We start from the raw sequence: 19,390 nt of genomic DNA, 5'->3' as shown, positions 1-19,390 counted from the left end.
TGCACGAGGATCCGCGCGTGCCGAGACCAGTCCCGATACCCGCGGCAGGCTCACGTCACGACAGCGGACCGGCCGGGTCCTTCTCCCGGAGGAACCCGCCGAGCAGCATCCCGAGCCCCGCCGGCGCCAGCACGAGCAGCGCGGTGAACGCCGCCCCGCCGGTCAGGGCCACCCACAGCGCCTCCTGCCCGGTCTGGTCGACCAGCAGCGCCGACCCGGCCACGCCCAGCGCCCCGGCGAACGGCCCGGCCAGGAGAGCCGCGACGAACCACTGCATGCCGCGGCCGTCCAGGTCGCGCGCCGCGTCGGCGGCGCCCCAGATGACCGCGGCGGCGACCAGCAGGGCGAGGGCGATCGGGCCGACGGAGGTGGCCTCCGGGCTGCGGACGGCGACCGCGGCCACACCGGTCTGCACGGCCCCGTGCAGCAGCCCCATCCACAACGCACGGACGAACCAAGGACGCATGCGGACACAATAGAACTGGCCGTACCCTGCGAGACATGTCGTACGCCGCCCGCCGAACCGCCCTGCGCCACGAGCTCCAGGCCGCCGACCTGGACGCGCTCCTCGTCACCGACCTGCTCAACGTCCGGTACCTCACCGGGTTCACCGGGTCGAACGCGGCCGTCCTGGTCGACGCGCGCGGCGACGACGCGACGGTGTTCTGCACCGACGGCCGGTACCTCACGCAGTCGGCGAGGCAGGTGCCGGACCTGGAGCGGGTGATCGACCGGCCGTGCGACGTCGCGCTCGTGAAGAGGGCGAGGGGAAGGCTCGGGTTCGAGAGCCACCGCGTCACGGTCGACGGGTGGGAAGCCCTGGGGCAGGCGGCGGATGGGGCCGAGCTGCACCGGGCCGGCGGCCTGGTGGAGAAGCTGCGGCTGGTCAAGGACGAGGTCGAGATCGAAGCCCTGCGGATGGCGTGCGCCGCGGCGGACCGCGCGCTGGCGGCGTTGATCGGGCACGGCGGCCTGCGGGCGGGCCGCACCGAACGCGAGGTGGCGCGCGAGCTGGAGAGCCGCATGCTCGACCACGGCGCGGAAGGGCCCTCGTTCGCCTCGATCGTGGCGTTCGGGGCGAACTCGGCGGTCCCGCACCACTCGCCGACCGACGCGCCGCTGCAGGCAGGCGACCTGGTCAAGCTGGACTTCGGCGCGCTGGTCGACGGCTACCACTCGGACATGACCCGCACGCTCGTGCTGGGCAAGCCCGCCGACTGGCAGCGCGACCTGTACGACCTGGTCGCTCGCTCGCAGGCGGCCGGACGCGCCGCGCTGGAGCCGGGCGTGGCGGTGAGCGACGTGGACCGCGCCGCCCGCGAGGTGATCGCCAGGGCCGGGCACGGCGACGACTTCCTGCACGGCCTCGGCCACGGGGTCGGGCTGGAGATCCACGAGGCACCGGCGTTGTCGAAGGCGGGTGACGGTACACTTTCGGCCGGTATGGCGGTCACCGTCGAGCCTGGCGTCTATCTGCCGGGGCGGGGCGGGGTCCGCATCGAGGACACCCTCGTGGTGCGCGAGAGCGCGCCGGAGCTCCTCACCCTGACCACGAAGGAACTCGTGGTCGTCTGACACCCCCGTCCTACACAGGAGAAACTCCACCGTGGCCACCACGAACGACCTGAAGAACGGCCTGGTGCTGAACCTCGACGGCCAGCTCTGGACCGTCACCGCGTTCCAGCACGTCAAGCCCGGCAAGGGTGGCGCCTTCGTGCGCACGACCCTCAAGCACGTGCTGACGGGGAAGGTCGTCGACAAGACCTTCAACGCGGGCACCAAGGTCGAGACCGCCACCGTGGACAAGCGCGGCATGACCTACCTGTACAAGGAAGGCACCGACTTCATCTTCATGGACGGTGACACCTACGACCAGATCCCGGTTCCGGCCGAGACCGTCGGTGACGCCGCGAACTACATGCTGGAGAACCAGGAGGCGGTCGTCGCCACGCACGAGGGCGTGCCGCTGTTCGTCGAGCTCCCGACGTCGGTCGAGCTCGTCATCCAGCACACCGACCCCGGCCTGCAGGGCGACCGCTCGACCGGTGGCACCAAGCCCGCGACCCTGGAGACCGGCGCCGAGATCCAGGTCCCGCTGTTCGTCACGACCGGCGAGAAGATCAAGGTCGACACCCGCGACGGTCGCTACCTCGGCCGCATCAGCGACAAGTAATGGGCGCTCGGAGCAAGGCCCGCAAGCGCGCGGTCGACTTCCTCTACGAAGCCGACCTGCTGGGCACCGACCCGGTGACGCTGCTGGCCCAGCGAGTCGGTTCCCCCGACGTCCCCCCGGTGAACGACTACACCGTCACCCTGGTCGAGGGCGTGCACGCGAACCGCTCGCGCATCGACGACCTCATCTCGGAGCACGCCGAGGGCTGGACGTTGCAGCGCATGCCGGCGGTCGACCGCGCGATCCTGCGCCTCGGCCTCTACGAGCTGCTGTGGGCCTCCGACGTGCCGGACGCGGTGGCCATCGACGAGGCCGTGGAACTCGCCAAGGGCCTGTCGACGGACGACTCGCCGCGGTTCGTCAACGGCGTGCTCGGCCGGATCGCCGTGATCGCGGACCAGTTGCGCGCTGTGCTGTAGAGCGTGTCGCTGCCGCTTGCCGGTCGACGACGTCGACGTCAAGCGGCAGCACCCGCACTGGACGTCACGCCCCGGTGGTTCCAGGCTGGTGGGCATGACCAAGGTGACGTGTGACCTCTCGCTCTCCCTCGACGGCTGCTCAGCCGGCCTGAACCAGACCGAGGACCGTCCGTTCGGCGACGACGGCGGCGACGGCTGGGGCAGCACGCTGCACGCCTGGTACGACGACCCGGCCGAGCAGCGCCACCAGCTCGACCGCCTGGCCGAGACCAAGGCGTTCATCATGGGCCGCAACATGTTCGGCCCGATCCGCGGCGACTGGGACCGCCCCTGGAACGGCTGGTGGGGCGACAACCCGCCCTACCACGGCCCGGTCTTCGTGCTCACCCACCACCCGCGCGACCCGCAGCCGATGGACGGCGGCACCACCTTCCACTTCGTCACCGACGGCATCGAGGCCGCGTTGCGGCGCGCGAGAGAGACGCCCGGCGATGGCCACATCTCCATCCACGGTGGTGCGTCGACCGTCAACCAGTACCTGGCCGCCGGTCTGATCGATGAGCTGCGGCTGCGCATCATGCCGGTCACGCTCGGCGCGGGCATCCGGCTGTTCGACGGCGTCCCCGGCCTCACCCTGGAGCAGGTCGAGTCGAGAGCGGGCAAGGGGTTCACGCACGTGACCTACCGGGTGGTGCGGTGACCCAGCCGCCTCCCGCCGGGCCGCTTCCCGCCGGGCCGCTTCCCGCCGGGCCGCTTCCCGCCGGGCCGCTTCCCGCCGGGCCGCTTCCCGCCGGGCCGCTTCCCGCCGGGCCGCCTACCGGCTCCGCGCCCAGCCCCGGCGCTCGCCCTCGTCGATCAGGTGCTTGGCCGCGTCCCACAGCGGTGCCGACGCCTCGCCGATGACGGCCTTGCGCGCACGCACGTCGTCCGCGGTGACGCCGGGGGTGCGCCAGGTCCCGCCCTTGGCCATCCAGTTGAGCAGCAACGGTTGCAGCCGGTCCATGGCCTTGGCGAACCGCGCCTCCGGTGTCCGCCGCGCCTCGAACTCGTCCCACAACGCCCTCAGCTCGCGGCCGGAGCTCCCCGGCAGGATGCCGAACAACCGGTCGGCCGCGGCTTCTTCGCGTTCCGGCTGGCTCTCGCCCGCCGCGGTGTCGTAGAGCGGCGTGTCGCCCGCGTAGATCTCCACGAGGTCGTGCACCACCACGAGCTTCATGGTGTGGCCGACGTCGATGGGCTCGTCGGCGTACTCGGCGAGGGTCATGACCATGAGCGCGAGGTGCCAGGAGTGCTCCGCGTCGTTCTCCCGCCGGTCGGCCGCGGCGAGCGGGGACTGGCGCAGCACGGTCTTGAGCTGGTCGACCTCGACGAGGAACGTGAAGTGGTCGCGCAGCCGGGAGTCCAGGCCGGACGGCAGCGGGGTGGAGTCGGCGAGGATGGCGGTGGCCTTTCTTCTGCACCCGGTCGCGCCGCTGTCGCGCGTCGGCCGGGACCGGCGAGATCTCCAACCTAGGGCACGGCCCGGCGGTCAGGGCCCCGGCTCGGGACCGTGACGGCCGCCACAGCCCGGGGCTGTCACGTCCGCCCTGTCCGGCGGGTCTACTCCTGGAGGACCCGTCTGAGGAGGAGCTTCGCGTGATCGCGCAGTTCGAGCAGGAGCGCACGCGGCTGCGCGCCATCGCCCACCGCGTGCTGGGGTCGTTCGCCGAGGCCGACGACGCGGTGCAGGAGGCCTGGCTCCGCGTCGAGCGCGCCGACACGAGCGAGGTCGAGAACCCGGCCGCGTGGCTGACGACCGTGGTCGCCCGCGTGTGCCTGAACATGCTGCGCGACCGGCGCGAGCACGCCCACGAGATGCCGGACCCGGTGATCGACGCGGCGGAGGAGCCGGAGCAGCTGGTGCTCCGGCAGGACGAGGTCGGGCTCGCGATGCTGATCGTGCTGGACACGCTGAAACCGGACGAGCGGCTGGCCTTCGTGCTGCACGACATGTTCGCCGTGCCGTTCGACGACATCGCGTCGTTGATCGACAAGACGCCGGCGACGGCGCGGCAGCTCGCGTCGAGGGCGCGCCGGCGCGTGCAGGACCGGCCGGCGCCCGACGTCGACCTGCCGAAGCAGTGGGAAGCGGTGAACGCGTTCCTCAAGGCCTCGCGCGAAGGTGACCTGGAGGACCTGGTCTCGGTGCTGCACCCCGATGTCGTGCTGCGCGCGGGCGCCCTGGAGGTCACCGGTGCGCGCACGGTGGCCGGACGGGCCGGCGCGTTCCGCAAGTTCTCCCGCTCGGCCGAGATCCGCTACGCGCTCATCGGTGGTGAGGCAGGTTTCCTCGCGATGGTCGACGGGGTGCTGTTCTCGGCGATGGCGTTCACGGTGCGCGACGGACGAATCGCCGCGATTCACGTGATCCAGGACAAAGAGCAGCTCGCCGCGATCGTTCCGTGAGGATCGCCACGGTCGTCCCCGCGCCGGACGCCGTTCGAGGAGGTCGCGCCGGTGATCGACCGACGCCGCCGGGTGCTGCGGATGCGGGCGCTCAGCCGGTGAGCGCGGAGAGCACCCGAAAAGCAGCAGTGGCTCCCGCGACGTCCTCGGGCGACTGGCAGGACGTCGGGGAACCACTGCGCGGAGAAGTCGCGGAGAAGTCGCGGAGAAGTCTCAGTCTTCCTTCGCGGGACGGGCTTCCGGAGGGAGCACGCCCCAGTCGATGAGCTGCTCGGTGAGCTCGCCCGGCGTCATGTCGTAGATGATCGCGAGCGAACGCAGGTCCTCGGTGCGGATGGAGAGGACCTTGCCGTTGTAGTCACCGCGCTGCGACTGGATGGTCGCGGCGTAGCGGGCCAGCGGACCGACCTTCTCGACCGGGAGCTGCTGGAGCCGTTCGAGGTTGATCACGATCTTGGTGGCCGGCTCGGCGCCCGACGGCACGCGGCCCTCCGGCAGGAGCTCGGCGACGGGAACCCCGTAGAAGTCGGCCAGCTCGGCCAGCTTCTGCACGGTCACCGCGCGGTCACCGCGCTCGTAGGAGCCGACGACCACGGCCTTCCAGCGACCGCCGGACTTCTGCTCGACGCCGTGCAGGGACAGTCCCTGCTGCTGGCGGATAGCGCGGAGCTTGGCCCCCAGCGCCTTGGCGTAGTCGCCCATGTGGCGGTTCTCCGTTCATTCGCCCCGTCAGCAGTACGGCCGTGCTGCGGGGAGGCTTAGATCGATACGCAGAGTAATGATTACTCGCCGTGGTCGGCAGGTCAAGCTGATCTCGGGGGGAGACGCGCGCCACGCGTGGCACACCACTCGGATGGTTGACCGCCCGTAGGTGATACCGTGCAGGTCAGCCTGGTTGTCACCAGGTGTCCGACGTCCTTTAAGGACCCGTCCAGTGAGGCGGGGAAGGAGGTCCAGCCGTGGCGTCACGTCAACGTGGCGCGACGGATCCGGCCGGGGATCGCGAGATCCTGTCGGCCGGTGACGTCGCGCGCACCGTCGCCCGAATGGCCCATCAGATCATCGAGAAGACCGCTCTCGATGCACCCAGCGCACCCGACGTCGTCTTGATGGGTATTCCCAGCCGAGGAGCCCCACTCGCACGGCGCCTGGCCGCTAAGATCGCCGAATTTTCCGGCCGGACGGTGCACGAGGGCACGCTCGACATCACGCTCTACCGCGACGACCTGCGGCGGGGCCCCACCCGGCCGCTGGAGACGACGAAGCTGCCCGAGGGCGGCATCGACGACAAGCTGGTCGTGCTCGTGGACGACGTCCTGTTCTCCGGCCGCACCATCCGCGCCGCGCTCGACGCGCTGCGCGACCACGGCCGTCCCCGCGCGGTGCAGCTCGCCGTGCTGGTCGACCGGGGGCACCGCGAGCTGCCGATCCGCGCGGACTACGTCGGCAAGAACCTGCCCACGGCCAAGACCGAGGACGTGGTGGTCATGCTGGACGAGTTCGACGGCCGCGACGGTGTGGTGCTGAAGTGAAGCACCTGCTCTCCACCGACGGTCTCGGCCGCGACCAGGCGACCGCGGTGCTCGACACCGCGGACCGGCTGAAGCAGGCGCTGCTCGGCCGCGAGGTCCGCAAGCTGCCGACGCTGCGCGGCCGCACCGTGATCACGATGTTCTACGAGAACAGCACCCGCACCAGGGTGAGCTTCGAGATCGCGGGCAAGTGGATGTCCGCTGACGTGATCAACGTCAGCAGCTCGGGTTCCAGCGTCAGCAAGGGCGAGTCGCTGCGCGACACCGCGCTGACCCTGCAGGCCGCGGGCGCGGACTGCGTGATCGTGCGGCACCCGGCCTCCGGCGCGGCCCACCGGCTCGCGGGCTGGCTCAAGCACACCGGCACGTCCGTGGTGAACGCGGGCGACGGCATGCACGAGCACCCCACGCAGGCGCTGCTCGACGCCGCCACGCTGCGCGACCGCCTCGGCAGCCTCGACGGCCGCCGGGTCGCGATCGTCGGCGACGTCCTGCACAGCCGGGTCGCCCGCTCCAACGTGCACCTGCTCACCACGCTCGGTGCCGAGGTCACGCTGGTCGCGCCGCCGACCCTGCTGCCCACCGGCGTCGAGAAGTGGCCGGTCGCGGTCTCGCACGAGATCGACTCCGAGCTCGCCTCGCAGGACGCGGTGATGCTGCTGCGCGTGCAGGCCGAGCGCATGACCGGCGGGTTCTTCCCCAGCTCCCGCGAGTACTCGATCGCCTACGGCCTCAACGAGCGCCGCCTGAAGCTGCTGCCGGAGCACGCCGTCGTGCTGCACCCTGGCCCGATGCTGCGCGGCATGGAGATCGCCTCCGTGGTCGCCGACAGCCCGCAGGCCGCCATCACCGAGCAGGTCCGCAACGGTGTCCACGTGCGCATGGCCGTGCTCTACCACCTGCTTGCCCATGAGGAGGAAACCGCGTGAAACCCTTGCTGCTCAAGGGAGTCAGGCCCTACGGCGAGGGGGAACCGATCGATCTGCTGATCCGCGACGGCGTGATCGCCGGCCAGAGTGACCCAACACAGCACGGAGCTGATGTGGAAGTCATCGAAGGCAACGGCGCGGTTCTGCTGCCGGGCTTCGTCGACCTGCACACCCACCTGCGCGAGCCGGGCCGCGAGGACACCGAGACCATCGAGACCGGCTCCAGGGCGGCCGCCCTGGGCGGCTACACCGCCGTCTTCGCCATGGCCAACACCGACCCGGTCGCCGACAACGCCGTCATCGTCGAGCACGTCGCCCGCCGCGGCCAGGAGGTCGGCCTCGTCGACGTCCACCCGGTCGGCGCCGTCACCGTCGGCCTGAAGGGCGAGAAGCTCGCCGAGCTCGGCACGATGGCGAAGTCCAAGGCGAACGTCCGGGTCTTCTCCGACGACGGCCACTGCGTGCACGACCCGCTGATCATGCGTCGCGCGCTGGAGTACTCGAAGTCCCTGGGCGCCGTCATCGCCCAGCACGCCGAGGAACCGCGCCTCACGGTCGGTGCCCAGGCGCACGAGGGCGAGAACGCGTCCCGGCTCGGCCTGCAGGGCTGGCCGGCCGCCGCCGAGGAGTCCATCGTCGCCCGCGACTGCATCCTCGCGAAGCAGGTCGACGCGAGGCTGCACGTCTGCCACGTCAGCACCACCGGCACGGCGGACGTCCTGAAGTGGGCCAAGGCGCGCGGCACCGAGGTCAGCGCCGAGGTCACCCCGCACCACCTGATCCTGACCGACGATCGGCTCGCCACCTACGACCCGGTCAACAAGGTCAACCCGCCGCTGCGCACGCAGGCCGACGTCGACGCGCTGCGGCAGGCCCTGGCCGACGGCACGATCGACTGCGTCGCCACGGACCACGCCCCGCACGCCGTGCAGGACAAGGACTGCGAGTGGTCGGCGGCCCGGCCCGGCATGCTGGGCTTGCAGACCGCGCTGGGCATCGTCGTCGAGACGATGGTGCGGACCGGCCTGCTGGACTGGCGCGGGGTCGCGCGCGTGATGAGCGAGAAGCCCGCCGAGATCGCCGGTCTCACCGACCAGGGCCGCCCGATCGCGCCCGGCGAGCCCGCGAACCTCGTGCTGGTCGACCCGGACGCGTCGTGGACCGTCAACGGTGCCGAGCTCGCGAGCATCGCGGGCAACACCCCGTTCGAGGGCATGGAACTGCCCGCCGCGGTGACGGCCACCATCTTGCGTGGCCGGGTGACCGCGCTGGCGGGGAGGATTGCGGAATGACCCGCGTACTGCTCGTCCTGCTGTGTGTGGCGTTCTTCGCGCTCTGCGTCTACGGCATGTGGCACGGCTGGAAGCGGCGTCAGCGCAAGCAGGCCGGCCTGCCCCCGTTCCCCGCCCGGCCGGAGACCCTGGGTGCCCCGACGCTGTGCACGACGGGTGTCTACGTCGGAACGACGAACGCGGGCAACTGGCAGGACCGCGTCCAGGTCGGCGACATCGGCCACCGCGCGGAGGCGACGCTGAGCCTGGTCCCCGAGGGCGTCGCCGTCGACCGCGTCGGCGCGACGCCGATCTTCATCCCCGCCGGGTCCCTGCGGGCCGCCCGCACGGACCGGGGCCTCGCCGGGAAGGTCATGTTCAGCGAGGAGGGCCTGCTGGTGCTCCAGTGGGAGAACGAGGGCCACCTCTTCGACACGGGCTTCCGCGGCGACGACAAAGACGTGTACGACGAATGGCTGGCCGCTCTCGGCCAGAAGCAGATCAACACGGAGGACAAGGCGTGACGAACGCGGCATTGGTGCTGGAAGACGGACGTGTCTTCCGCGGTGAGGCGTACGGAGCGACCGGCGTCTCGCTCGGCGAGGTCGTGTTCTCCACGGCCATGACGGGCTACCAGGAGACCCTGACCGATCCCTCCTACCACCGCCAGATCGTGGTGCAGACCGCGCCGCAGATCGGCAACACCGGCTGGAACGACGAGGACGACGAGTCCACGAAGATCTGGGTCGCCGGCTACGTGGTCCGCGACCCCGCGCGCACGCCGTCGAACTGGCGGTCCAAGCGCGGCCTCGACGAGGAGCTGGCGAGCCAGGGCGTCGTCGGCATCGCGGGCCTCGACACCCGCACCCTGACCCGCCACATCCGCGAGCGGGGCGCCATGCGGGCCGGTGTGTTCTCCGGCTCCGGGCTCACCGACCACGCGTCGATGCTGGAGCAGGTCAAGGCGTCGGCGGAGATGGTCGGCGCGAACCTCGCCGTCGACGTGACCACCGACAAGCCGTACGTGGTCGAGGCCATCGGCGAGAAGAAGTTCACCGTCGCCGCGCTCGACCTGGGCATCAAGTCGAACACCCCGCGGATGATGGCGGCGCGCGGCATCGAGGTGCACGTGCTGCCGTTGACGAGCACGTTCGACGACATCCTCGCCACGAGCCCGGACGGTCTCTTCCTGTCCAACGGTCCCGGCGACCCGGCCACCCAGGACCACGCCATCGCGCTGACGAAGGAGGCACTGGGCCGGAAGCTGCCGCTGTTCGGCATCTGCTTCGGCAACCAGATCCTCGGCCGCGCGGTCGGCCGCGGCACGTACAAGATGCGCTACGGCCACCGGGGCATCAACATCCCGGTGATCGACGTGGCCACCGGCAAGGTCGCCATCACCTCGCAGAACCACGGGTTCGCGCTGGAGGGCACGCCGGGGGAGGAGTTCTCCTCCGAGTTCGGCCGCGCCGTGCTGTCGCACTACTGCCCCAACGACGGCACCGTCGAGGGCGTCCGGCTGCTCGACGCGCCGGCGTTCTCCGTGCAGTACCACCCCGAGGCCGCGGCCGGCCCGCACGACGCCGCGCCCCTGTTCGACGAGTTCGTGACCATGATGAACGGCGGCCGCTGACATGCCCAAACGCGAAGATCTGAAGCACATCCTCGTCATCGGCTCCGGCCCGATCGTCATCGGCCAGGCGTGCGAGTTCGACTACTCCGGCACCCAGGCGTGCCGCGTGCTGCGCGAGGAGGGCATCAGGGTCAGCCTGGTGAACTCCAACCCGGCGACGATCATGACCGACCCCGAGTTCGCCGACGCCACCTACATCGAGCCGATCACGGCCGAGTTCGTGGAGAAGGTCATCGCGCAGGAACGCCCGGACGCGGTGCTCGCGACCCTGGGCGGGCAGACCGCGCTGAACACCGCCATCGCGCTGCACGAGCGCGGGGTGCTGGAGAAGTACGACGTCGAGCTGATCGGCGCGAACGTCGACGCGATCCAGCGCGGCGAGGACCGGCAGATGTTCAAGGACATCGTGCGCAAGATCGGCGCCGAGGTCCCGCGCTCCGCGGTCTGCAAGACGATGGACGAGGTCCGCGAGACCGTCGCCGAGCTCGGCCTGCCGGTCGTCATCCGGCCGTCGTTCACGATGGGCGGCCTGGGTTCCGGCATGGCGTACACGCCCGACGAGCTGGAGCGGCTGGCGTCCATCGGCCTCGAGGAGTCCCCTGTCACCGAGGTGCTCATCGAGGAGAGCGTGCTCGGGTGGAAGGAGTACGAGCTCGAGCTGATGCGCGACCGCAACGACAACGTCGTCGTCATCTGCTCGATCGAGAACATCGACCCGATGGGCGTGCACACCGGCGACTCGGTGACGGTGGCGCCCGCGATGACGCTGACCGACCGCGAGTACCAGCACATGCGCGACGTCGGCATCCAGGTCATCCGCGAGGTCGGCGTCGACACCGGCGGCTGCAACATCCAGTTCGCCATCCACCCGCAGACCGGCCGCATGGTCGTCATCGAGATGAACCCGCGCGTGTCGCGGTCCTCGGCGCTGGCGTCCAAGGCGACCGGCTTCCCGATCGCCAAGATCGCCGCGAAGCTCGCCATCGGCTACGCGCTCGACGAGATCACCAACGACATCACGGGGGAGACCCCGGCGTCGTTCGAGCCGTCGCTCGACTACGTGGTCGTGAAGGCGCCGCGGTTCGCCTTCGAGAAGTTCCCCGGCGCGGACCCGACGCTGACGACCACGATGAAGTCGGTCGGCGAGGCGATGTCGATCGGCCGCAACTTCGTCGAGGCGCTGGGCAAGGCGCTGCGGTCGCTCGAGACGAAGTCGGTCGGGTTCTGGACCCAGCCCGACCCCGCGGACGCGACCCTGGAGTCCACGCTCAAGCAGCTGGAGCGCGGTCACGACGGCCGCCTCTACACGGTGGAGCGCGCTCTGCGGCTCGGTGCGTCCGTCGAGGACGTCCACAACGCGTCCGGCATCGACCCGTGGTTCATCGAGCAGATCGCCTGGCTCGGCACGTTGCGCACGGAGCTGCTCGACGCCCCGGTGCTCGACGAGCCGTTGCTGCGCAAGGCGAAGCGCGCGGGGCTGTCCGACCGGCAGATCGCCGCGCTGCGGCCGGAACTGGCCGGTGAGGACGGCGTGCGCACGTTGCGGCACCGCCTGGGCGTGCGGCCGGTCTACAAGACGGTGGACACGTGCGCGGCGGAGTTCAAGTCCGAGACGCCGTACCACTACTCGGCCTACGAGCTCGACCCGGACGCCGAGTCGGAGGTGGCCGAGCAGCGGGAGAAGCCGAAGGTGCTGATCCTCGGCTCCGGGCCGAACCGCATCGGGCAGGGCATCGAGTTCGACTACTCCTGCGTGCACGCCGCGATGGCGCTGCGCGCGGCCGGGTACGAGACCGTCATGGTCAACTGCAACCCGGAGACGGTGTCGACGGACTACGACACCTCCGACCGCCTGTACTTCGAGCCGCTGACGTTCGAGGACGTGCTGGAGGTCGTGCACTCCGAGCAGCGCTCCGGCGAGGTCGCGGGCGTGATCGTGCAGCTCGGCGGCCAGACGCCGCTGGGCCTCGCGAAGCGCCTGGCCGACGCCGGTGTGCCGGTCGTGGGCACCTCGCCCGAGGCGATCCACCTCGCCGAGGACCGCGGCCAGTTCGGCAAGGTGCTGACCGAGGCCGGCCTGCCCGCGCCGAAGTTCGGCACGGCCACGTCGTTCGACGAGGCGAAGGAGATCGCCGACGAGATCGGCTACCCGGTCCTCGTGCGACCGTCCTACGTGCTCGGCGGACGCGGCATGGAGATCGTGTACGACGAGGAGTCGCTGTCGGGCTACATCGCCCGCGCGACCGAGGTGACGCCCGAGCACCCGGTGCTGGTCGACCGGTTCCTCGACGACGCCATCGAGATCGACGTCGACGCGCTGTGCGACGGCGCCGAGGTGTTCATCGGCGGCGTCATGGAGCACATCGAGGAGGCCGGTGTGCACTCCGGCGACTCGTCGTGCGCGCTGCCGCCGATCACGCTCGGCGCGTCGGACATCGAGAACGTCCGCCGCTCCACCGAGGCCATCGCGCGCGGCATCGGCGTGAAGGGCCTGCTGAACGTCCAGTACGCGCTCAAGGACGACGTGCTGTACGTCCTGGAGGCGAACCCGCGCGCGTCGCGCACGGTGCCGTTCGTGTCCAAGGCGACGGCGGTGTCGATGGCCAAGGCGGCGTCGCGGGTCATGCTCGGCGCCACGATCGCGGAGCTGCGCGAGGAGGGCATCCTGCCGGCCGCCGGCGACGGCGCCCGGCTGCCCGAGCACGCGCCGGTCGCGGTGAAGGAGGCGGTCATGCAGTTCCACCGCTTCCGCACGCCCGAGGGCCACGGGGTGGACTCGTTGCTGGGCCCGGAGATGAAGTCCACCGGCGAGGTCATGGGCATCGACTCGTCGTTCGGCAAGGCGTTCGCGAAGTCGCAGACGGCCTCGTACGGCTCGCTCCCCACGTCGGGCAAGGTGTTCGTGTCGTTCGCGAACCGCGACAAGCGCGCGATGATCTTCCCGGTGAAGCGCCTCGCGGACCTCGGCTTCCAGATCCTCGCCACGTCCGGGACCGCGGAGGTGCTCAAGCGCAACGGCATCGCGTGCACCGAGGTGCGCAAGCACTTCGAGGGCGAGGGCAACGTCGTCGACATGATCCTGGCCGGCGAGATCGACATGATCTTCAACACGCCCTACGGCAACAGCGGCCCGCGGGTGGACGGCTACGAGATCCGCACCGCCGCCGTGGCCAAGGACATCCCCTGCGTCACCACGATCCAGGGCGCCGCCGCGGCCGTGCACGGCATCGAGGCGCTCATCCGCGGTGACATCGGCGTGCAGCCGCTCCAGGCGCTCCAGGCGGCCCTGCGGGGTGGCGCGTGACGTTCGGCGAGAAGCTCGCGAAGGCCGTCGCGGCGCACGGACCCCTGTGCGTCGGGATCGACCCGCACCCGAGCCTGCTGGACGCCTGGGGCCTCTCCCGGACCGTGGAGGGCCTCGAGCGGTTCGCCCTGACGGCCGTGGAGGCGTTCGGCGGCGAGGTGTCGGTCGTGAAGCCGCAGGCGGCGTTCTTCGAGGCCTACGGGTCGCGGGGCGTCGCCGTGCTGGAACGCGTGATCGCGGACCTGCGCGGCTCCGGCACGCTCGTGCTGGTGGACGCCAAGCGCGGCGACATCGGCTCGACCATGTCCGCCTACGCCGAGGCGTACCTGAGCGACGGCTCGCCACTGGCGGGCGACGCGGTCACGGTGTCGCCGTTCCTCGGCTTCGGGTCGCTGCAACCCGCGCTCGACGCGGCGCGGGCGACCGGCCGCGGCGTGTTCGTGCTCGCGCTCACCTCGAACCCGGAGGGTGCCGAGGTCCAGCGCGCCGTTGCTCCAGACGGGCGAACCGTGGCGCAGACGATCATCGATTTCGCCACGGCTCGGAATTCCGGCATTTCCCCGTGCGGCGATGTCGGTCTCGTCGTAGGTGCCACGATCGGGGAAACGGATGTGGACCTCGCGGGGTTCAACGGACCGATCCTCGCGCCCGGTTTCGGTGCTCAGGGAGGCTCGGTGGCCGATCTAAAACGGCTCTTCGGGCCCGACATGCGCAACGTCTTTCCGACTTCTTCACGAGATGTTCTCAAGCATGGCCCCGACGTATCGTCGCTGGTCAGCGCCGTGCGGAGGGTCCGGGAGAGCCTCTGAGGTGCCGCGCGCCACGCCTTTTCGGGTGTGGCGCGCTCACCAGGGCAAACATGTGTTGGTAGGGTCCAGCCCACCGGCTGCCCCGCTGGTCACCGGCCTCATAGCACACCTGGCGTGTGCGACGAGTCGCCGGTGGCGGTGATCAGGCCGCCGGAGGGTGTTGGTACTACTACCACCCGCCGCATCACTCATGGCCGCTGAAGATTTACTTGACTGGGTCACGTTGTCCCCAGGCAATTGCGGTCGGTACGGTCGCGGCACCGATCCGAAAAGAATCCACACCACGGAGGAAATCGTGGCTCTTCCCCAGCTTACCGAGGAGCAGCGAGCCGCAGCGCTGGAGAAGGCTGCTGCCGCTCGTCGCGCTCGGGCTGAGCTCAAGGAGCGCCTCAAGCGCGGCGGCACGACCCTGACGGACGTGCTCAAGGCCGCCGAGAGCGACGAGGTCCTGGGCAAGATGAAGGTGTCCGCGCTGCTCGAGGCCCTGCCGGGCGTCGGCAAGGTGCGCGCGCAGCAGATCATGGAGCGCCTCGAGATCGCTCCCAGCCGTCGCCTGCGCGGTCTCGGTGACCGTCAGCGCAAGGCCCTGCTCTCCGAGTTCAGCGGAGAGTGAGTGAGTGACACCGAGACGGGGGCGGGCTCTGCCCGCCCCCGTCTCACCGTCCTGTCCGGGCCGTCCGGCGTTGGCAAGTCCAGCGTTCTGGCCGAGCTGCGCAGGCAGCAGCCCGATGTGTACTTCTCCGTCTCGGTGACCACGCGGAAGCCGAGGCCGGGCGAGGTCGACGGGGTGCACTACCACTTCGTCGACCACGAGAAGTTCCAGCAGATGGTGGAAGCCGGCGAGTTCCTCGAACACGCCGACTTCGCCGGGAACCGCTACGGAACCCCTCGCAGGCCCGTCGAGGAAGCCCTGGCCTCCGGCCGTCCCGCCCTGCTCGAGATCGAGCTGCAGGGCGCGCGGCAGGTCCGGGTGGCCATGCCCGACGCTCAGCTGGTCATGCTGATGCCCCCGTCCTGGGAGCACCTCGTGGGCAGGCTGACCGGCAGGGGCACCGAACATCCGGACGTCGTCGAACGCCGGCTGGAGATCGCCCGCGAAGAGCTGGCGGCCGAGAAGGAGTTCGACGAGGTCGTCGTGAACGCCGACGTGCAGTCGGCCGCGGCCGACTTGCTATCCTTGATGGTCGGACCACGAATCTCAGGAGTTTGAGAGTGATCACCCACACCGAGCTCGGTCAGCTGACCGGTTCTCCGGAGGGCATCACCAACCCGCCGATCGACGACCTGCTTGAGCAGGTGAGCTCGAAGTACGCGTTGGTGATCTACGCAGCGAAGCGTGCCCGCCAGATCAACGACTACTACGCGCAGCTCGGCGAGGGCCTGCTCGAGTACGTCGGCCCGCTCGTCGAGCCGGGCCCGCGCGAGAAGCCCCTCTCGATCGCCCTGCGCGAGATCCACGCGGGTCTGCTCGAGCACACCGAGGGCGAGAACTGAGTTCGAGGACGCGGGGCGAGGCCTGCCCGCGAACGCGCGGGTCGTCGCGCTTCGAACCGCGTCCTGTGGGGGCAGCAGCCCCCACACCCAGCCGGGGCGTCGCCCCGGACCCCCAGCGGGGTCTTCCCCTCCGGCCCGGCGGGAGCTCTCCTGTCCCCCGGCCCGGCGGGAGCTCTTCCCGCAGAGGGGTGGCCTTCGTCGGTCGTTCCTCACGGGAGAGCTGTTGAATTCCGCTGCACCTGACGTTGATGCCCCTGTCAAGCCCAGGATCGTGCTGGGTGTTGGTGGGGGCATCGCCGCGTACAAGGCCTGCGAGGTCCTGCGGCGGCTGACTGAGTCCGGCCACTCGGTGCGGGTGATCCCCACCGAGGGCGCGCTGAAGTTCGTGGGAGCCGCCACGTTCGAGGCGCTGTCGGGCCAGGTCGTGTCCGCGGACCCGTTCGACGACGTGCACGAGGTGCCGCACGTCAAGCTCGGGCAGAACGCCGACCTCGTGGTGGTCGCCCCCGCGACCGCGAACCTCATCGCGAAGGCCGCCCACGGTCTCGCCGACGACCTGCTGACGAACACCCTGCTGACCGCGCGCTGCCCGGTCCTGCTGGTGCCGGCGATGCACACCGAGATGTGGGAGCACCCGGCCACCCGGCACAACGTGGGCCTGCTGCGCAGCCGCGGCGTCGTCGTCGCGGAACCCGCGTCCGGCCGGCTGACCGGCAAGGACACCGGCAAGGGCCGGTTGCCCGACCCCGCCGAGATCGTCGAGCTGGCCCGGCTGCTGCTGGCGCGCCGTGACGCCCTGGCGCGGGACCTGGAGGGCGTGCACGTCGCGATCTCCGCCGGCGGCACGCGGGAGCCGCTCGACCCGGTGCGGTTCATCGGCAACCGCTCGTCCGGGAAGCAGGGCTACGCGCTCGCGCGGGTCGCGGCACAGCGCGGCGCGAGGGTGACGTTGGTCGCCGGCAACACCGCGGATCTCGCCACGCCGGCCGGTGTCGACCTGGTCCGGGTCGGCTCGGCGGTGGAGCTGCGCGACGCCATGCACAAGGTGGCGGCGGACGCGGACGTGGTCGTCATGGCCGCCGCGGTGGCCGACTTCCGGCCGGTGTCGCTGACCGGACACAAGATCAAGAAGACCGACGCCGACCCGGACCCGATCGCGCTGACGAAGAACCCCGACATCCTCGTGGAGCTCGTTTCCGCACGTCGGGAGGGTCAGGTGATCGTCGGGTTCGCCGCGGAGACCGGCGACGAGACGACGTCGGTCCTCGACTACGGCCGGGCCAAGCTCCAGCGCAAGGGCTGCGACCTGCTGGTGGTGAACGCGGTCGGCGCCGGCCTCGCGTTCGAGCAGGAGGACAACGCGGGTTGGCTGCTGTCGGCCGAGGGCGCCGAGACGCCTATACCGCACGGGCCGAAGGCGCAAGTGGCGTCCGTGGTGTGGGACGCAGTTACCGCTCGCTTGTTCCAGCCTCAGTAGACTTTTCCTCCAGTTCGACCTGCTAAAAAGGACCGACCCGTCAAGAAGGAGTGTCCGTGAGCCAGCACAGCAGCAGGCTGTTCACCAGTGAGTCGGTGACCGAGGGACACCCCGACAAGATCTGCGACGCGATCAGCGACTCGATCCTGGACGCGTTGCTGGCCAAGGACCCGCGTTCCCGCGTCGCGGTGGAGACGCTGATCACGACCGGCCAGGTCCACGTCGCGGGTGAGGTCACCACGGAGGCGTACGCGGACATCCCCACGATCGTCCGCGAGAAGATCCTGGAGATCGGGTACGACGCGTCGCAGAAGGGCTTCGACGGCAACTCCTGCGGCGTGAACGTGGCGATCGGCGCGCAGTCCCCGGACATCGCGCAGGGCGTCGACACCGCCCTGGAGGAGCGGGTCGAGGGTGCCGCCGACGAGATCGACAAGCAGGGCGCCGGCGACCAGGGCCTGATGTTCGGCTACGCGTGCACCGACACGCCCGAGCTCATGCCGCTGCCGATCGCGCTGGCCCACCGCCTGTCGCGCCGCCTGGCCGCGGTCCGCAAGGACGGCGTCCTCCCGTACCTGCGCCCGGACGGCAAGACCCAGGTCACCATCGAGTACGCCGGTGACCAGCCGGTGCGCCTGGACACCATCGTCGTCTCCACGCAGCACGCCGACGGCATCGACCTGGAGAAGATGCTCGGCGTCGACATCCGCCGGCACGTCGTCCAGCCCGAGATCGACGCGCTGAACCTCGACACCTCGGACGTGCGGCTGCTGACGAACCCGACGGGCCGGTTCGTGATCGGTGGCCCGATGGGTGACGCGGGCCTGACCGGCCGGAAGATCATCGTCGACACCTACGGCGGCATGGCCCGGCACGGTGGTGGCGCGTTCTCCGGCAAGGACCCGTCGAAGGTCGACCGTTCGGCGGCGTACGCGATGCGCTGGGTCGCCAAGAACACCGTCGCGGCGGGCCTCGCCAGCCGTGTCGAGGTCCAGGTCGCGTACGCGATCGGCAAGGCCGCCCCGGTCGGCCTGTTCGTCGAGACGTTCGGCACCGAGACCGTCGACCCGCAGAAGATCCAGCAGGCCATCACCGAGGTCTTCGACCTCCGGCCCGCCGCGATCATCCGCGACCTCGACCTGCTTCGCCCGATCTACGCCCCGACCGCCGCGTACGGCCACTTCGGCCGCACCGACGTCGATCTGCCCTGGGAGTCGACCGACCGCGCCGACGCCCTGCGCAGCGCCGCCGGCGCCTGATCAGCCCGTCCGGACGGCCCGCTTCCCCCCGAGGGAGGCGGGCCGTTCCGCTTCTCGGAATGCCTCACGTGAGCGTGATGGCGCGTATTTCCGGCGCCAGCCGCCTCCGCCCTGCGTGGGGGACGACACGACCGGTCTGCACGCGGTGCCACGACCGCTGGACGTCGAGCTGCCCCGCCTGCGCCTGGTCGGCCGCCTCGACACCCGCTGGACCCGTCCCGTCACGCTGGTGACCGCGGGCGCGGGATTCGGCAAGACCACCGCCCTCGCGCAGGCGGTCCGCGCGAACCTCCTCGAACCGCGCGGCATCGACGCCTGGGTCACCTGCGGCCCCGGCCACGAGGACGCGGCCGGTCTGGCCGCCTCGATCCTGCGTGCCGCCGGCGCACGACCGAGCCGGGCACCGGGAGCCCCCCGAACATCCCTCTCGCACGGCGGGGAGCCGCGGGCGAGGTGGCCGCCGTCGGTGCCGAAGACCTCGCTTCCACCGACGGTCGCCGCGGCGATGCGGAGTCTCATGATTGGTTCCCCTCGTCCGGTTCTTGCCTACGGACAGAAGAGTGGCGACCGGGCGTTGGCCGAACGCTGACCACAGCGTCGTTCGGCCAAGGGCACCGCCTCGCGTGAGTGTGAACAAGATCCCGG

General features: G+C 70.7%; 21 protein-coding genes. 18 read left to right on the top strand and 3 right to left on the bottom strand.

Going from position 1 to position 19,390, the window contains the following annotated elements:
* Positions 1 to 55: 55 nt before the first annotated feature.
* Positions 56 to 466 (bottom strand): B-4DMT family transporter, encoded by a 411-nt coding sequence (locus tag BMW88_RS28910; protein ID WP_143116298.1) that lies wholly within the window; start codon positions 464 to 466, stop codon positions 56 to 58.
* A 35-nt stretch (positions 467 to 501) separates the two neighbouring features.
* Between BMW88_RS28910 and BMW88_RS28905 the strand changes: the two genes are divergently transcribed.
* Genes BMW88_RS28905 through BMW88_RS28890 form a run of 4 tightly spaced genes read left to right on the top strand, consistent with a single transcriptional unit; the run spans position 502 to position 3,292 of the window.
* Positions 502 to 1,575, top strand: coding sequence for a M24 family metallopeptidase (locus tag BMW88_RS28905; RefSeq protein WP_089956383.1), 1,074 nt, complete (start codon positions 502 to 504; stop codon positions 1,573 to 1,575).
* A 31-nt stretch (positions 1,576 to 1,606) separates the two neighbouring features.
* Positions 1,607 to 2,173, top strand: coding sequence for an elongation factor P (efp, locus tag BMW88_RS28900; RefSeq protein ID WP_089956380.1), 567 nt, complete (start codon positions 1,607 to 1,609; stop codon positions 2,171 to 2,173).
* Complete coding sequence (gene nusB / locus BMW88_RS28895; RefSeq protein WP_089956377.1) at positions 2,173 to 2,592, top strand: transcription antitermination factor NusB; 420 nt, start codon at positions 2,173 to 2,175, stop codon at positions 2,590 to 2,592. The genes efp and nusB overlap by 1 nt, the downstream gene beginning before the upstream one ends.
* A gap of 16 nt (positions 2,593 to 2,608) precedes the next feature.
* Positions 2,609 to 3,292, top strand: a complete 684-nt coding sequence (locus tag BMW88_RS28890; RefSeq protein ID WP_245778129.1) for a dihydrofolate reductase family protein — start codon at positions 2,609 to 2,611, stop codon at positions 3,290 to 3,292.
* A 114-nt stretch (positions 3,293 to 3,406) separates the two neighbouring features.
* On the opposite strand, the gene BMW88_RS28885 is transcribed toward BMW88_RS28890, so the two are convergent.
* Positions 3,407 to 3,985, bottom strand: coding sequence for an HD domain-containing protein (locus tag BMW88_RS28885; protein WP_281249459.1), 579 nt, complete (start codon positions 3,983 to 3,985; stop codon positions 3,407 to 3,409).
* A 242-nt stretch (positions 3,986 to 4,227) separates the two neighbouring features.
* Here BMW88_RS28885 and BMW88_RS28880 point away from each other — a divergent pair, with 242 nt between their 5' ends.
* Positions 4,228 to 5,037 (top strand): sigma-70 family RNA polymerase sigma factor, encoded by an 810-nt coding sequence (locus BMW88_RS28880; RefSeq protein WP_089956373.1) that lies wholly within the window; start codon positions 4,228 to 4,230, stop codon positions 5,035 to 5,037.
* Positions 5,038 to 5,250: 213 nt separating this feature from the next.
* Here BMW88_RS28880 and bldD read toward each other — a convergent pair whose 3' ends face one another.
* On the bottom strand, positions 5,251 to 5,739 hold the full coding sequence (gene bldD / locus BMW88_RS28875; protein ID WP_030471611.1) for a transcriptional regulator BldD: 489 nt from the start codon (positions 5,737 to 5,739) through the stop codon (positions 5,251 to 5,253).
* A gap of 257 nt (positions 5,740 to 5,996) precedes the next feature.
* Between bldD and pyrR the strand changes: the two genes are divergently transcribed.
* The 13 genes from pyrR (at position 5,997) to BMW88_RS28810 (ending at position 19,334) form a co-directional block, all read left to right on the top strand.
* The gene (pyrR, locus tag BMW88_RS28870) at positions 5,997 to 6,569 is read left to right on the top strand and encodes a bifunctional pyr operon transcriptional regulator/uracil phosphoribosyltransferase PyrR (protein ID WP_089956370.1); all 573 of its coding nucleotides are present in this window, start codon (positions 5,997 to 5,999) and stop codon (positions 6,567 to 6,569) included.
* Positions 6,566 to 7,498, top strand: a complete 933-nt coding sequence (locus tag BMW88_RS28865; RefSeq protein ID WP_089956366.1) for an aspartate carbamoyltransferase catalytic subunit — start codon at positions 6,566 to 6,568, stop codon at positions 7,496 to 7,498. Before pyrR ends, BMW88_RS28865 begins: the two co-directional genes overlap by 4 nt.
* The gene (locus tag BMW88_RS28860) at positions 7,495 to 8,790 is read left to right on the top strand and encodes a dihydroorotase (protein ID WP_089956364.1); all 1,296 of its coding nucleotides are present in this window, start codon (positions 7,495 to 7,497) and stop codon (positions 8,788 to 8,790) included. Before BMW88_RS28865 ends, BMW88_RS28860 begins: the two co-directional genes overlap by 4 nt.
* Positions 8,787 to 9,293 (top strand): PH-like domain-containing protein, encoded by a 507-nt coding sequence (locus BMW88_RS28855; RefSeq protein ID WP_089956361.1) that lies wholly within the window; start codon positions 8,787 to 8,789, stop codon positions 9,291 to 9,293. The genes BMW88_RS28860 and BMW88_RS28855 overlap by 4 nt, the downstream gene beginning before the upstream one ends.
* Positions 9,290 to 10,402 (top strand): glutamine-hydrolyzing carbamoyl-phosphate synthase small subunit, encoded by a 1,113-nt coding sequence (gene carA, locus BMW88_RS28850; RefSeq protein WP_425434700.1) that lies wholly within the window; start codon positions 9,290 to 9,292, stop codon positions 10,400 to 10,402. Before BMW88_RS28855 ends, carA begins: the two co-directional genes overlap by 4 nt.
* A gap of 1 nt (position 10,403) precedes the next feature.
* Positions 10,404 to 13,706 (top strand): carbamoyl-phosphate synthase large subunit, encoded by a 3,303-nt coding sequence (gene carB, locus BMW88_RS28845; protein WP_089956355.1) that lies wholly within the window; start codon positions 10,404 to 10,406, stop codon positions 13,704 to 13,706.
* On the top strand, positions 13,703 to 14,515 hold the full coding sequence (gene pyrF / locus BMW88_RS28840; RefSeq protein WP_089956353.1) for an orotidine-5'-phosphate decarboxylase: 813 nt from the start codon (positions 13,703 to 13,705) through the stop codon (positions 14,513 to 14,515). The genes carB and pyrF overlap by 4 nt, the downstream gene beginning before the upstream one ends.
* A 295-nt stretch (positions 14,516 to 14,810) precedes the next feature.
* Positions 14,811 to 15,128 (top strand): integration host factor, actinobacterial type, encoded by a 318-nt coding sequence (gene mihF / locus BMW88_RS28835; protein WP_030471603.1) that lies wholly within the window; start codon positions 14,811 to 14,813, stop codon positions 15,126 to 15,128.
* Entirely contained in the window at positions 15,129 to 15,725 is a 597-nt protein-coding gene (gene gmk, locus BMW88_RS28830; RefSeq protein WP_089956351.1) for a guanylate kinase, read from the top strand.
* 2 nt (positions 15,726 to 15,727) lie between these two features.
* Positions 15,728 to 16,009, top strand: a complete 282-nt coding sequence (gene rpoZ, locus BMW88_RS28825) for a DNA-directed RNA polymerase subunit omega (RefSeq protein WP_089956349.1) — start codon at positions 15,728 to 15,730, stop codon at positions 16,007 to 16,009.
* A 271-nt stretch (positions 16,010 to 16,280) separates the two neighbouring features.
* On the top strand, positions 16,281 to 17,486 hold the full coding sequence (gene coaBC / locus BMW88_RS28820; protein ID WP_089956346.1) for a bifunctional phosphopantothenoylcysteine decarboxylase/phosphopantothenate--cysteine ligase CoaBC: 1,206 nt from the start codon (positions 16,281 to 16,283) through the stop codon (positions 17,484 to 17,486).
* Between the two features lie 56 nt (positions 17,487 to 17,542).
* Positions 17,543 to 18,745, top strand: coding sequence for a methionine adenosyltransferase (gene metK, locus BMW88_RS28815; RefSeq protein ID WP_177221428.1), 1,203 nt, complete (start codon positions 17,543 to 17,545; stop codon positions 18,743 to 18,745).
* Between the two features lie 115 nt (positions 18,746 to 18,860).
* Entirely contained in the window at positions 18,861 to 19,334 is a 474-nt protein-coding gene (locus BMW88_RS28810; protein ID WP_089956343.1) for a hypothetical protein, read from the top strand.
* The last annotated feature ends 56 nt before the right edge of the window (positions 19,335 to 19,390 follow it).

Origin of the sequence: Lentzea xinjiangensis, from assembly GCF_900110955.1 — a bacterium.
Lineage (GTDB): Bacteria > Actinomycetota > Actinomycetes > Mycobacteriales > Pseudonocardiaceae > Lentzea > Lentzea xinjiangensis.
This window is presented reverse-complemented; position numbering and strand designations above follow the sequence as displayed.

What these genes read in the sequence shown, in the direction of transcription:
- BMW88_RS28910 (WP_143116298.1), bottom strand. Translation starts at nt 466, where the DNA reads ATGCGTCCTTGGTTCGTCCGTGCGTTGTGGATGGGGCTGCTGCACGGG.
- BMW88_RS28905 (WP_089956383.1), top strand. Translation starts at nt 502, where the DNA reads ATGTCGTACGCCGCCCGCCGAACCGCCCTGCGCCACGAGCTCCAGGCC.
- nusB (WP_089956377.1), top strand. Translation starts at nt 2,173, where the DNA reads ATGGGCGCTCGGAGCAAGGCCCGCAAGCGCGCGGTCGACTTCCTCTAC.
- bldD (WP_030471611.1), bottom strand. Translation starts at nt 5,739, where the DNA reads ATGGGCGACTACGCCAAGGCGCTGGGGGCCAAGCTCCGCGCTATCCGC.
- BMW88_RS28855 (WP_089956361.1), top strand. Translation starts at nt 8,787, where the DNA reads ATGACCCGCGTACTGCTCGTCCTGCTGTGTGTGGCGTTCTTCGCGCTC.
- carB (WP_089956355.1), top strand. Translation starts at nt 10,404, where the DNA reads ATGCCCAAACGCGAAGATCTGAAGCACATCCTCGTCATCGGCTCCGGC.